Source organism: Bradyrhizobium sp. CB1015, from assembly GCF_025200925.1.
In the GTDB taxonomy this organism is placed as follows: Bacteria; Pseudomonadota; Alphaproteobacteria; order Rhizobiales; family Xanthobacteraceae; genus Bradyrhizobium.
Window position 1 is genome coordinate 7,432,364 of sequence record NZ_CP104174.1, and the last position, 13,719, is coordinate 7,446,082.

A 13,719-nucleotide genomic window follows, 5' to 3' on the forward strand; every position below is an offset into this window, starting at 1 on the left:
ACGACGACGTCGGTTTCGACGCGCGCTTTTGCGCGCGCGAACCTGTGGTCTTTCAGATCGGGAATTAAGACATGCTTGCGCTCTCCGGGGCGAAATCTGCCGCATCCGCGGTGGGTGAACGACACTCACGTTTCATCTGGCTGCTGCTGGCCTTTGCCGCGCCGGCACTGTCCGGCTGCATGCCGGCAACGATGCACATGGCCAGCGCGGATCCCGCCGATCCGGCGGCGAAGGTGGCCCCCATCGGCTATCGCTCGACCATCGCGCCCTATACCAGCCTGCGGCCTGCGACCCCGGCACCCTGGCGCGGCCGCAACGAGGCGGTGACGCCGCAGCCGAAGCAAGACCGGTAGGAGCGCGCCATGTCACAGCATTTTGCGCGAGGCTTGCTCGTCATCGCAGCGCTCAGCATGTCCGGCTGCGCCGCGTTCTCGCCCGACGGCGGCATGACCGAGGTCTCGGATCTGACGAGCCGGACCATGAACAAGGACGTCGCCTTCGTGCGCTCGGCCGAGGGCGCCGCCGCGGTCGATGCCCGCGTCCGCCAGCTGCTCTCGCGCACCCTCAGCGTCGACGCCGCCGTGCAGATCGCGCTGCTCAACAACAAGGGACTGCAGGCCGCCTATAACGAGCTGGCGCTGGCGGAGACCGAGCTGGTCGAGCAGAGCCTGCCGCCCAATCCGGTGTTCGCGGTCTCGCGCATCACCGGCAATGGCGCCAGCGAGATCGAGCGCCAGGTGGTCGGCGACATCCTCGCGCTCGCCACCCTGCCGTTCCGGTCCGAGATCGCCCGGGAACGCTTCCGCGGCGCGCAGCTGCGCGCCGCGCTGGCGACGCTGCGGCACGCCTCGGACGTGCGCCGCGCCTATGTCCGCGCGGTTGCCGCGAGCGAGATGGTGGGGCTATTGACCGACGCGAAGGCGACGGCGGAATCGACCGCACAGCTCGCGCTCAAGCTCGGCGAGACCGGCTCGCTCAACAAGCTCGACCAGGCCCGCGAGCAGGTGTTCTATGCCGAGACCACCGCCGACCTCGCCAGCGCGCGACAGGCGGCGGGAAGCGCACGCGAAAAGCTGGCGCGCCAGATGGGGCTGTGGGACGACGGTCTCGACTTCCGCCTGCCCAATCGACTGCCGCCATTGCCGGGCCGGCCGCTGGCCCTCTCCATGATCGAGGCTGATGCGGTGGCGCATCGCCTCGACCTGCAGATCGCGCGGCTGGAGCTGGCCGCGCTGGCGAAGGCGCTGAACCTCACCGAGGCGACGCGCTTCGTGACGCTGCTCGATATCGCCCGCATCTCCCGCCGCACCCAGGATCCGGAAGGGCCGCCGTTCCGCGAGCGCGGCTTCGACCTGCAGTTCCAGATTCCGATCTTCGACGGCGGCGAGGTGCGCGTGCGCCAGGCCACCGAGACCTACAATCTCGCCTTCAACCGCCTGACCGAGCGGGCCGTCAATGTGCGCTCCGAGGCGCGCGACGCCTATCGCGTCTACCGCTCCACTTACGACATCGCCGGCCACTACCAGCGCGAGATCATCCCGTTGCGCAAGATCATCACCGAGGAGATGCAGCTGCGCTTCTCCAGCATGCAGGTCGACATCTTCGCGCTGCTCACCGAAGCGCGGCAGCGCCTCGCGGCGCTGCGCGGCGCGATCGACGCCAGGCAGAGATTCTTCCTCGCCCAGGCCGATCTGCAGACCGCCGTCAACGGCGGCGGTCTGCCCGCCGCCGTTGGCGACAATCCAACCACCGTTGCCGCGGCAGCACCTGCCGAAGGCGGCGGCCACTGAGACGGAGGCCAAGATGTTTTCCCGCCGAGGATTTTTGGGCACCGCCGCGCTTGTCGGCGCATCGGCCATTCAAGGCCGCGTCCAGGCCGCGTCGATTACGGAAGCCCCCACCATGGACAAGGTGGTGATGCAGCCGCCGCTGCATCCGAGCAGCGGCCCGGACTATCGCCCCGTGGTCACGCTGAACGGCTGGTCGCTGCCGTTCCGCATGAACGGCGACTGGAAGGAATTCCATCTCGTCGCCGAGCCGGTGGTGCGCGAGTTCGCCGAGGGCATGAAGGTGAATTTGTGGGGCTACAACGGGCAATCGCCGGGCCCGACCATCGAGGCCGTCGAGGGCGACAAGGTGCGCATCTTCGTCACCAACAGACTGCCCGAATACACCACGGTGCACTGGCACGGCATGATCATCCCGAGCGGCATGGACGGCGTCGGCGGATTGAACCAGCCGCACATCGAGCCGGGCAAGACCTTCGTCTATGAATTCGAGATGAAGAAGAGCGGAACCTTCATGTACCACCCGCATTCCGACGAGATGGTGCAGATGGCGATGGGCATGATGGGCATGTTCATCGTGCACCCGCGCGATCCGAACTTCCGCGCCGTCGACCGCGACTTCGTGTTCGTGATGAGCACCTATCGCGTCGACCCCGGCACCTATCTGCCGCACGTCAACGAGATGACGGACTTCAACATGTGGACCTGGAACGCGCGGGTCTTTCCCGGCATCGATCCGCTGCCGGTCCGGCTCGGCGACAAGGTGCGCGTGCGCATCGGCAATCTCAGCATGACCAACCATCCGATCCATTTGCACGGCCACAGCTTTGCGGTGACCTGCACCGATGGCGGCTGGATTCCGGAGAGCGCGCAGATCCCGGAGACGACCACCGACGTTCCGGTCGGCGCCATCAGGGTGTTCGACGTGCTCGCCGACAATCCCGGCGACTGGGCATTCCACTGCCACAAGTCGCACCACACCATGAACGCGATGGGACACGACGTGCGCAACCTGATCGGCGTGTCGCGCAAGGATCTCGCCAAGGCCGTCGGCAAGCTCGCGCCCGACGGCATCGCCATGGGCTCGACCGGCATGGCGATGGGCAACATGGAGATGCCTGCGCCCGACAACACGCTGCCGATGATGACCGGCACCGGCCAGTTCGGGCCGATCGAGATGGGCGGCATGTTCACCGTGATGAAGATCCGCGAAGACCTCGCGCGCGACGATTACCGCGATCCTGGTCCGTACAAGTTCCCGCCAGGCACTGTCGCCTACGAGGTCACGGCGCCGGCCGCAGAGCCGGCGCGGCACAAACCCGGCGGCCCGCCGATGAAGCACAAGATGTGAGCGTTTCGATGAACCACCAACTGGAGACTACGATGAAGACCACGATCAAGCTCGCCCTCGCGCTGGCCGCACTTTCGACCGCGCCGGCGCTTGCTCACGACAAGCACGGGCACGGAAACTATTCGGCCGGCGAGCCCGGCGATCCCAAGAAGCCCGCACGCACCATCGAAGTTCTGATGAACGAAATGGACTACACGCCCGCGAAAATCGAGGTCAAGCGCGGCGAGCAGATCCGATTCGTGTTGCGCAATGTCGGCAAGGAGGACCACGAATTCCTGCTGGCCACACCTAAGGAGAATCTCGCGCATGCGGAGCAGATGAAGAAGCATCCGCACATGGAGCACGACGAGCCCAACGCGGCGCGGCTCGCCCCAAAAAAAACGACCGAGATCCTCTGGAAGTTCAGCAAGCCCGGCACCTTCGAATATTCGTGCCTCATTCCCGACCACCGCGAATACGGCATGGTCGGCCAGGTCACCGTGAAGTAACGCGAAAGGAGATCCACATGAACCGCATCATCCGTATCACGGCCGCGCTGGCGCTGACCGTCGGCCTTGCGACTGCAACCCTCGCCGCCGAGGGCGCCGCGATCAGCGGCGAGGTCAAGAAGATCGACGAAGGCGCCGGCAAGATCACGCTCAAGCACGGACCAGCGAAGAGCCTCGGCATGGATGATCCCATGACCATGGTCTATCGCGTCAAGGATCCCGCCATGCTCAAGCAGGTGAAGGTCGGCGACAAGATCACCTTCGAGGCCGAGGAAGCGGCGTCGGGCTACACGGTGACCAAGATGCAGAAGGCGAAGTAGGGATCGCCACCTGCGCCGTCATTCCGGGATGGTCCGCAGGACCAGACCTGGAATCTCGAGATTCCGGGTTCGGTGCTTCGCACCGCCCCGGAATGACGGGGAAAACGCCCACCCCGCCCCCTCCCCACCCCTCCGTTAACCCTTTGCTAACCATACACCGGGCAAAAATTGCCGGGTGAAGTCGAGTGTCGTCGGCCGCGTTTAGAACGGGAGCTCCCGTGGACGCCAGTGCGGTGCCTCACTTTCGGAACGGCGGTCCATCGGCCGCCGCGCAGACGTTTGGGGCGCGCGGACGGCAGTCGCGCGGGGAGGCAGCTACCATGGTCGACGTCACCGCGGGACAGGGCGTAGGGAGCGCCAAGCCCGGCATCCCCTCCCTCAACGACATCGTCACCGTCCTCAAGCGCGGCGACATCGCGCTGGCGCTCGGCATCCTCACCATCCTGGTGGTGCTGATCCTGCCCCTGCCCGCGATCGTGCTCGACCTGTTCCTGGCGATCTCGATCACGCTCTCGATCCTGATCCTGATGACCTCGCTGTTCATCCAGGCGCCGCTCGAGTTCTCCGCCTTCCCGACCATCCTCCTGATCTCGACCATGCTGCGCCTGTCGCTCAACATGGCCTCGACCCGCCTGATCCTGTCGCACGGGCACGAGGGCACGGCCGCGGCCGGTCACGTCATCGAGGCCTTCGGCAGCTTCGTGATGGGCGGCAATTTCGTCATCGGCATCATCGTCTTCGCCATCCTGATCATCGTCAACTTCGTCGTCATCACCAAGGGTTCGGGCCGCATCGCCGAAGTCGCCGCGCGCTTCCACCTCGACGCCATGCCCGGCAAGCAGATGGCGATCGACGCCGACCTCTCCGCCGGCCTGATCGACGAGAAGGTCGCCAAGGAGCGGCGCAAGGAGCTGGAGGACGAGAGCGGCTTCTTCGGCGCCATGGACGGTGCCTCCAAGTTCGTCCGGGGCGATGCCATCGCCGGCCTCTTGATCGTCTTCATCAACGTCGTCGGCGGCATGATCATCGGCGTCGCGCAGCAGGGCATGTCCTTCGCCGACGCGGGGCGCAGCTACACGCTGCTGACCGTCGGTGACGGCCTCGTCACCCAGGTGCCGGCGCTGATCGTCTCGACCGCTGCCGGCCTGCTCGTCTCCAAGGCCGGCGTCTCCGGCGCCGCCGACAAGGCGCTGATGAAGCAGTTCTCCGGCTATCCGCAGGCGCTCGCGATGTCCTCGGCGGTGATGCTGGTGCTGGCGGCGCTGCCGGGCATTCCGACTCTTCCGTTCCTCGCGCTCGGCGCCGGCGCCGGCGCACTCGCGTGGAACGCCCGCAACCGCAACCGGGTGACGGCCAAGGCCGAGCAGGCCGCCATGGCCGCACCCGCGGCCGGTAGCCCGGGTGCGCCGGGGGCGGCCGCGACGGAAGAGCCGATCTCGGCCGCGCTCAAGATCGATGACCTCAAGATCGAGCTCGGCTACGCCCTGCTGCCGCTCGTGAATGGCCCCGACGGCACCGACCGCCTCACCGAGCAGATCAAGGCGCTGCGACGCTCGCTCGCGATCGAGATGGGCTTCGTGATGCCGGCGGTGCGCATCCTCGACAACGTCCAGCTCGAGGCCAACACCTACATCATCAAGATCAAGGAGGTCGACGCCGGCACCGGCAAGATCTGGCCGAACCAGTTCATGGTCATGGACCCCGGCGGCAGCCAGGTGCAGGTGCCCGGCATCCACACCACCGAGCCGACCTTCGGCCTGCCGGCGACCTGGGTCGATGCCAGCCTCAAGGAAGAGGCCTCGCTCAAGGGCTACACGGTCGTCGACGCCGCGACCGTGCTGTCGACGCATCTCACCGAGCTGCTCAAGGCCAACATGTCGGACCTGTTGTCCTACGGCGAGGTACAGAAGCTGCTCAAGGAGCTGCCGAAGGAGCAGAGCGAGCTGGTCAAGGACATCGTCCCCGGCCAGGTCACGGTCTCCGGCATCCAGCGCGTGCTGCAGCTGCTGCTCGCCGAGCGCATCTCGATCCGCGACCTCTCGACCATCCTCGAAGGCATCGCCGATTCGCTCGCCTTCTCGCGCAACCCCGCGACCATGGTCGAGCACGTCCGCGCGCGGCTGGCGCGGCAGATCTGCGCCCAAAACACCTCGTACGCCGGCTATCTGCCGCTGATCGCGCTGTCGGCGAAATGGGAGCAGGCCTTTGCCGAATCGATCATCGGCCAGGGCGAGGAGCGCAGCCTTGCGATGCAGCCCTCGAAACTCTCGGAATTCATGACCGCCGTGCGCGAGGCCTTCGAGCGCGCCGCCCGCGAGGGCGAGGCGCCGGTGCTGGTCACCTCCGCGGCCATTCGGCCCTTCGTGCGGTCCCTGGTGGAACGATTCCGGGCCCAGACCACGGTGCTATCGCAGGCCGAAATCCACCCCAGGGCGAGGCTGAAAACGGTCGGAAGCATCTGATTTGCCTTAAGAAGCCGTGTGTTTTTCAGCCACAGGCAAATGGTTTTTGAGTTCCTGGCGCCAGGTCGACCAAAGGCCTAAAAGTCCGGCGAGAGGCACATTACTGCGTTGAAATAATTATATAAAAGAACGATCAAGGGTTGCCTTCGATCGCGATCTTTCACGTCCTATCACGCTCTTGTGATGGCCTCTTGGGAACGAATCCGACCAATACTACGTTGTTGGGCACCGGAAGCATGAACCTGCCTGAAACGGCCGGCGACTACTTCGGGTAGATGGCGGCAGGAGGCTTCCATGAACCACTCGATCTACAGCGCCGATCGCGCGACCCATTTGAAAATTGTGGTCGTCGCCCTCGTCGCAGGGATCGCGTTGGCAGGCTTCGGCATCACGGCACGCTCGGGGTCGGATGAAGGCCTGACCCAGACCGCCCGCGTCATCAAGGCCGGCAAGCCGGTCGTTGTCACCAGCTCGAACGCCTCGCTCGTTCGCTAAGGAGATCTGACGAGTTTTGTGAATTCACGCGGCTCTTTACCAGCCCCCCAAAGTCGCCACGTGAATATGTAGACGACCCCAACCCCAAGTCGACTACAGAAAGCGCCCGCCCCCCACGGGCGCTTTCCCATGTCTGGGGTACCTCGTCATTGCGAGCAGCCCTGATGAAATTTCATCCCGTCCCGTAAGTCGGAGGCGGCGCCTGCACGGTCGGCGCTGCGGCAGCGAACAGCTCGTCCTTGCTGCCGGTGAGCGGCGGATAGATGCGCTTGCGGTTGATGGTCTCTTTGGTCGCCTTCGCTGCCGCGCCGGTGGCACGGACCTCGCGATTCCATCCTTCCGTATAGAGCGCGCCCCAGCCGCCGAGGTCGAGCACGGTCACGTACCAGTCGATCCGCAGCGGCAGCATGGGCAGGCCGACGAGATCGGCGACGACGTTGTGGCCGGCGAAGCGTCCCATGGGACGGGCGAACTGACAGGACATCACGGTCGGATGCAGCCCGTCGATCACGCTCGAGGCGACGTCGCCGGCCGCGAACACGCCGCCGACATCGGCCACCCGCATCAAGGGATCGACGAGGAGGCGCCCGAGGCGATCGCGCCCGCCGGGAAAGCTCGCCGCCAAGGGGCTTGCACGCATTCCTGCGCACCAGATCACCGTCTGCGCCGGAATGAACTCGCCCGAGGTCAGACGCATCCCTGCGGCCTCGACCGACGCGACACGCACGCCGAGCCGCGTCTCGACGTCGAGCGAAGCCAGGGCCGCCTCGATGACGGGACGCGCGTGCGCGCCGATGCTGGCACCAACGCTCGGATTGGGATCGACCAGGATGATGCGGCGGTTGCCGGTGATGCCTACACCCGCCAAGCGGTCAGGCATCTCGGCTGCGACTTCAATGCCGGTGAAGCCGGCGCCGACCACGATTACCGTCGAATGGCCGGCAGACGGCGCGCTGCGTCCGAGCGAAACCAGATGATCTTCGAGGCGCAGCGCCGCGGCATAGGTGTCGACGTCGAAGGCGTGCGCGGCAGGGCCGGGAATGTCGGGGCGCACCACCTCGCTGCCGAGCGCCAGCACGAGGCGGTCATAGGACAGCCTCTCCGCGCCGGCGCTGGTGACCAGCGAGATTTCGCGCCGCGCCGGATCGATGGCCTCGACCTCGCCGAGGCCGTGGCTGACACCGATCGGATCGAGCAATTGCGGAAGCGGAAGCGCGACCTCGGCGAGATCGGCCTCGTAATTGCGTACGCGGATATTGTGATAGGAATTGCGGTCGACGAGACGGATCTCGATGTCGCGCACGCTTGCGCCGATCTCCTCGCGCTTGCGCGCAGCGCCGATGGCCGCCCACAGGCCCGCAAACCCGGCGCCGAGCACGACGATACGCGCCATCTCCGCCTACTGCACTCTCCAGAGGAAACCTGCGGCCTGCCCGCACAGACAGACTAGCTCAACAGCGGGCGCCGAACAAATACGGCAGCGCGGCCGTAGGATGGGTCGAGCGAAGCGATACCCATCACTTCAGCCGAACGAGACGATGGGCTTCGCAACGGCTCTACCCATCCTACGAACCTGCGATCTACGCCTCGCGCAGCTCCGAGGGCGTCGCGCCAAAACGCTTGCGGAAGGCGCGGTTGAAATAGGACAGATCGGAGAAGCCGGAGGAATGTGCGATGTCGCTGATCTTGCGCATCCTGGCGCGGGGATCGCCGAGCAGCTTGCGCGCATGGAGCAGGCGCTGCTCCAGCACGAATTCGGTGAAGGTCGTGCCGGACTGTTCGAACAGGCGCTGGGCCTGGCGCGGGCTCAAGCCAGAGCGCGTCGCAACTTCGGCGAGGCAGAGATCGTTGCGGCCGAGCGCGGCCATCACGTCGGCGCGCATGAGATCGAGGCGCACCGCCGCCTGCCCCCGCCCGCGTGCGCGGCTTGCATGCTCGGCATCGGTGCCGAGCAGGAGACCGACGAGATCGACCATGTGCTGCGCGGTCAGGCGCTGGCCGACGGCATCGAGATGCGGCGCGTGATTGGCGGCGAGCGCGTGGTAGCGGAAGATGGTCTCGGCGACCGCGCCGTCGATGAGCACCTGCGAGAGCTTGTCCTCGGCGCGCGGACTGATGTCGAGCAGCGCACGGCGCGGCATGCGAATGGTGGTGAAGCGGTCTATCTCGGTGTGGCCGACGGTCCCGGTCACGCTCATGTCGACCAGCACCATCTGGGCGGGCGCCAGCTCGACGGTGTGGCCGTTCTGCCCGACGCGGACGAGCCCCGCATGGGCCGCTATCAGCACGAGATCGTCGCTGCCGTCGGCAAGATGGCTCTGCGTGCGGGAATATTGCGCCGAAGCGCCTTCCGGAATCGCGAGCGTGATGTTGTCGACGACGCTGATCTGCAGCCGGCAATCGATGCTGTCGCCACGGCTCGGGCCGATATCGAGGCCGCAGGGACCGACCGCCCGCTCGCGCCATTGTTCGAATGCCGGACCGTGCGGCAGGCCGGCATATTGGTGAAGGAAGATGCCCGGCGTTCTCGCTGCATCCATTCGATTTTCTCGCCCTTTCCGGCATCACCGCGTTCAAATTCCGGAAATTTGACGCCGCGGACTGAGCGGAGGTTCAAATCGGGGGCGGATTCAGGGGCACTTGTCGGAATGCGACGGCGAGGTGGACCGTGGCGACAGCAAGGCGCCCCTGAAGCCCGCATGGAGCAAAGCGGAATGCGGGACAGTGGTCCCGGATTACGCTTTCGCTCCATCCGGGCTACGCACTTAGTTTTTCGCTGGCGCCGGCGGCACCGTCTCGATCAGCTTTCCGGAAAACACCGGGGCGGAGGTCGGCTGGCCGTTCGGCGAGCCGCCGGCCTGCTCGACGGTGACGGCGTAGGTGGCGCCGTTGACGACCTCGGCATCGTAGGAGGCGAGCAGCGGACGCGCGGTGAAATCGCTGGCGCCGATCACGCCGAGCGAGCGCGGGCGCGGCAGCTTGTCCGAGATCAGCCAGAGCTCGAAGCTCTTGCCGGGCTCCGGTGTCGCGCCGACCTTTCGCACCGTGAAATTCCGCGTCGCGCCGTCGATGGTCATGATGAAGGCGGGGCCGCCGCCCTGGCCCTGCAGCAGCGCGACATATTGCGCGGAGGCGGCGAGCGGCGCGGCCGGCGTCTTCACCTCGACCGTCTGGATGCGCGGCGCGGGACGCAAGGCGCCCGGCAGCGCCTCGGGCAGGAAGATCTGCAGCGACAGCGTCACGAGCAGCGCGGCCGCGAGCGCACCGAGGACGGATGCGAGGTTGCGCCAGCGCTTCACCCGGCCCTCGAGACGAATCACGTTGCTGTCGTCGGCGAGCGGCGCCTGGGGCGCACGGACGACGTTGGCATCCGGAGCATGGACTTGCGGGATGAATTGCGGCGCGATGTCCGGAAGAGCATCAGGCTCGGGACGCGGCGCCTCAATTGGCCCGGCTTCTGGATGCAGCATCTCCGGCGGCTGCGAGCTCTCGGGCGGAGGCTCCGCAGCTCCCAGCGAGAACGAGTCGGGCACGGGCGGCGGTGGCGGCGCCGAAGCCTCGGCGCGCGCGGGCTGCTCCTGCGCGGCGGCCGTGCGCGCGATCTCCGCCCTGATGTTCTCCCACACGATCGGCCGCGGCTCGACCGAGCCGACCATCTGGTTGAGCGCACCGAGCCGATAGGCCCAGGCCTGCACGACCTCGGCGAACGCCGGGTCCACCGCCATCATGGTCTCGACCTGCGCGCGCTCGTCGGCGCCGAGCGTGCCGAGCGCGTATTCCGCGGCGAGCGCGATATGGTCCTCCGTATAGGCCATCAATTGCAGTCCAGAACCACCCTCATCATCCAAGCGATCACAGTCCAAGGCACTCCCGGATATCCAGCATGCTGCGCCGCAGCCACGTCTTCACCGTGTTGACGGGCGCGGCGAATTTCTCCGCCAATTGCTCGCGGCTCCAGCCGTTGTAATAGGCGAGCAGCACGAGCCTCTGACGGTCCGGCTCGAGCCGGCCGATGCATTCCAGGAGCCGCTTCAGCTCCTCGGTCATCTCGCGGCGCGCCAGCGGATCGGGACTTTCGGCCGCAACCTCCATCGCCTGAGGCTCTTCCTCGATGGAGGTTTCCGACTTCTTGCGGACGATGTCGATCGCCCGGTTGCGCGCGATCGAGGCCATCCACGTGATCGGCGACGACAGGGCCGGATTGAACTGGCCGGCGCTGTTCCAGATCTTGACGTAAGTCTCCTGAATGACCTCCTCCGCGAGATCCTGTCTGCGCAAGATACGGAGCACGACGCCATAGAGTTTCGCGCGCGTGGCGGCGTAGAGGCGCTCGAACGCGGCCTGATCGCCCTTTGCCACCGCCTCAATCAACCCGACCAGCTCTGCTGGCGTCAGCATTCAGCCCCCCAACACGCGGGCCGTCGCGTTCCGCGCAAGCCCCGGCGCCGCACCACCATAGCGCGCGGCCAAGCCGACCACCAAGGGGCGCGGCGCCACACTGTGGACAGCACATGCGAAAACCCGGACCTTGCGGGTCCGGGTTCTGGAATTCCTGGATGGTCTGGCGCTAGCGGCTCAGGCGACGGCGCCGATGCGGGCACGCATCAGGCCGATGCTGTCGAGGTCGGCCTGCTCGCGGGCGTTCTCCTCGGAGCGCTCGCGGGCCTGGTCGCGCTCGTCGAGCAGCTCGACCTTCTTCAGCTCCTCGAAGGCCTCGGCCAGTGCGGCCTTGGCTTCCTCGAGCTGGCCCTTGAGCTCGTCGGCCGAACGGGTCAGGTTCTCACGGCGCTGGATCGCGGCTTTGGCGTAGGTCGGGTAGGCGAAGTGCGAGGGATCGTTGATCCCGGCGCGCTCCTGCTCGGTCTGGATCTCGCGTTCGAGATCGACCGACATGCGCTGGAAGTCGGCGATCATGGTCTCGATCTGGGTGACCCGGCGGCGCTTCTCGTCGACCTGAAATTTCTTCAGGCGGATGAGGGTATCTCGTGACTTCATCGACTCGTACTCCCCAGAAGTCCCCCCGCTGCACGTGGGACGATACCGGTCACCCCACGGGCCCGAAGGGGGCCCAGACCGGCTCTGCTACTCTGTGGGATCGGATGATGACCGGACAAAGTTAGCGTTCCGTTTCCAAATTGCCGAGGATTTGCGCCAATTGGCGATAGCCCTCCGCGAGTGATGCCTTTTCGTCCTTGCGCTGGCGCAGGAAGGCTTCCAGCGGCTCGTTCAGGCGGATCGCCTCGTCGACCTCCGGACTGGAGCCGGCGCGGTAGGCGCCGAGACGGATCAATTCCTCCATGTCGGCATAGGTCGCCATCACCTGGCGCGCCTTCTGGATGAGCGGCCAGAACTGCGGATCGGCCGATTTCGGCATCGTGCGCGAGACGGATTTGAGGATGTTGATCGCGGGGTAGCGGCCGCGCTCGGCGATCGAGCGCTGCATCACGATATGGCCGTCGAGGATGCCGCGGACGGCATCGGCGATCGGCTCATTATGGTCGTCGCCGTCGACCAGCACCGTGAAGATCGCGGTGATGGCGCCCTCGCCCAATCCCGGCCCGGCGCGCTCCAAGAGCTTCGGCAGCTCGGTGAAGACGGTCGGGGTGTAGCCCTTGGCGGTCGGCGGCTCGCCGGCGGACAGGCCGATCTCGCGCTGGGCCATGGCAAAGCGCGTCACCGAGTCCATCAGGCAGAGCACGTCCTTGTCCTCGTCGCGAAAATACTCGGCGACCGCGAGCGTGAGGTACGCCGCCTGGCGGCGCATCAGCGCCGGCTCGTCGGAGGTCGCGACCACCACGACCGAGCGCGCAAGGCCCTCCTCGCCGAGATCATCCTGCAGGAACTCCTGCACCTCGCGGCCGCGTTCGCCGATCAGCCCGATGACACTGACATCGGCATCGACGTTGCGCGCCAGCATCGACAGCAGCACCGACTTGCCGACGCCGGAGCCTGCGAAGATGCCCATGCGCTGACCGCGGCAGCAGGTGAGGAACGTGTTCATGGCGCGCACGCCGAGATCGAGCGGGCTGCCGACGCGCTTGCGCGAATGTGCAGGCGGCGGCGTATTGCGGAACGGCATCGGCGAAGAGCCCTGCGGCAGCGGACCCTTGCCGTCGATCGGCTCGCCCAGCGCATTGACGACCCGGCCGAGCCAGGCCGCGGATGGCCTCACCTGATTGGCGGCATTGGCGATGACCGCCTTGCAGCCGCGCCGCACGCCCTCGAGGCCGGCGAACGGCATCACCACGGCATTGTTGCCGGAGAAGCCGATCACCTCGCACGGAATGGTGCGGTTGGCGCCGGTCTCGATCACGAGCCGCGCGCCGACCGACATCGCGTGTATAGGACCGGCCACCTCGACCATCAGGCCGCGAACGCCGACGACGCGGCCATAGATGTTGATGCCGTCGATGTCGCCGATCTGCTCGGCCAGAGCCTTCATCAGCAGCGCGCCTTCATATGAGGGTCCTCATGAGATGGTCGCCTTCGGTGATCCCGGGACATCACGATGAAAACCTTAAGTTTCGCCATATTTCTGAACGGCGCTTAACTTCGTGTTTACCCGCATCATTAATCATTGCGTCACTGTCTTTGAGACTGAGCGTGACTCCCCTTCAGAAGAAGGCTGAGTCGCGGGAGTCGGTTAGGCCCGTCTCTTAAAGTGGAGCTTGAACGGAATCGGGTAACAAAAGCTGCTTCTCCCGCAAGACCTTAGGGCGATTCGACAAAAATTGCACCGGGGGGACTTGCGTTCCAGAATCAGACTTTGTTAACCATCTGTTGTCAGGATCCGAATCAGTTGTTCAAAGGCGTTTT

At 66.0% G+C, this 13,719-nt stretch carries 13 protein-coding genes; 7 read left to right on the plus strand and 6 right to left on the minus strand.

Annotation, left to right across the window (positions count from 1 at the left end):
- Positions 1-71 precede the first annotated feature (71 nt).
- The 7 genes from N2604_RS34790 (at position 72) to N2604_RS34820 (ending at position 6,903) form a co-directional block, all read left to right on the plus strand.
- Positions 72-353 carry a hypothetical protein gene (locus tag N2604_RS34790; RefSeq protein WP_260372458.1) on the plus strand — a complete coding sequence of 94 codons (282 nt, stop codon included), beginning with the start codon at positions 72-74 and terminating at the stop codon, positions 351-353.
- A 9-nt stretch (positions 354-362) separates the two neighbouring features.
- Positions 363-1,790: a TolC family protein gene (locus tag N2604_RS34795; RefSeq protein ID WP_260372459.1), complete on the plus strand. Its 1,428-nt coding sequence runs from the start codon at positions 363-365 to the stop codon at positions 1,788-1,790.
- Between the two features lie 13 nt (positions 1,791-1,803).
- Entirely contained in the window at positions 1,804-3,138 is a 1,335-nt protein-coding gene (locus N2604_RS34800; protein WP_260372460.1) for a multicopper oxidase family protein, read from the plus strand.
- 32 nt (positions 3,139-3,170) lie between these two features.
- Positions 3,171-3,626 carry a cupredoxin family protein gene (locus N2604_RS34805; protein WP_260376372.1) on the plus strand — a complete coding sequence of 152 codons (456 nt, stop codon included), beginning with the start codon at positions 3,171-3,173 and terminating at the stop codon, positions 3,624-3,626.
- Between the two features lie 17 nt (positions 3,627-3,643).
- Positions 3,644-3,946 (plus strand): copper-binding protein, encoded by a 303-nt coding sequence (locus N2604_RS34810; RefSeq protein ID WP_260372461.1) that lies wholly within the window; start codon positions 3,644-3,646, stop codon positions 3,944-3,946.
- 320 nt (positions 3,947-4,266) lie between these two features.
- The gene (gene flhA, locus N2604_RS34815) at positions 4,267-6,408 is read left to right on the plus strand and encodes a flagellar biosynthesis protein FlhA (protein ID WP_260372462.1); all 2,142 of its coding nucleotides are present in this window, start codon (positions 4,267-4,269) and stop codon (positions 6,406-6,408) included.
- 294 nt (positions 6,409-6,702) lie between these two features.
- On the plus strand, positions 6,703-6,903 hold the full coding sequence (locus N2604_RS34820; protein WP_260372463.1) for a hypothetical protein: 201 nt from the start codon (positions 6,703-6,705) through the stop codon (positions 6,901-6,903).
- A 172-nt stretch (positions 6,904-7,075) separates the two neighbouring features.
- On the opposite strand, the gene N2604_RS34825 is transcribed toward N2604_RS34820, so the two are convergent.
- The 6 genes from N2604_RS34825 to fliI form a co-directional block, all read right to left on the minus strand.
- Positions 7,076-8,296, minus strand: coding sequence for an NAD(P)/FAD-dependent oxidoreductase (locus N2604_RS34825; protein ID WP_260372464.1), 1,221 nt, complete (start codon positions 8,294-8,296; stop codon positions 7,076-7,078).
- 187 nt (positions 8,297-8,483) lie between these two features.
- Positions 8,484-9,443 (minus strand): AraC family transcriptional regulator, encoded by a 960-nt coding sequence (locus N2604_RS34830; protein WP_260372465.1) that lies wholly within the window; start codon positions 9,441-9,443, stop codon positions 8,484-8,486.
- A 225-nt stretch (positions 9,444-9,668) separates the two neighbouring features.
- Positions 9,669-10,718 carry an anti-sigma factor domain-containing protein gene (locus N2604_RS34835; protein ID WP_260372466.1) on the minus strand — a complete coding sequence of 350 codons (1,050 nt, stop codon included), beginning with the start codon at positions 10,716-10,718 and terminating at the stop codon, positions 9,669-9,671.
- Positions 10,719-10,755: 37 nt separating this feature from the next.
- Positions 10,756-11,301, minus strand: a complete 546-nt coding sequence (locus N2604_RS34840) for a sigma-70 family RNA polymerase sigma factor (RefSeq protein WP_260372467.1) — start codon at positions 11,299-11,301, stop codon at positions 10,756-10,758.
- Between the two features lie 177 nt (positions 11,302-11,478).
- The gene (fliJ, locus tag N2604_RS34845; RefSeq protein ID WP_260372468.1) at positions 11,479-11,898 is read right to left on the minus strand and encodes a flagellar export protein FliJ; all 420 of its coding nucleotides are present in this window, start codon (positions 11,896-11,898) and stop codon (positions 11,479-11,481) included.
- A gap of 121 nt (positions 11,899-12,019) precedes the next feature.
- Entirely contained in the window at positions 12,020-13,345 is a 1,326-nt protein-coding gene (fliI, locus tag N2604_RS34850) for a flagellar protein export ATPase FliI (RefSeq protein WP_260372469.1), read from the minus strand.
- Positions 13,346-13,719: the final 374 nt, after the last annotated feature.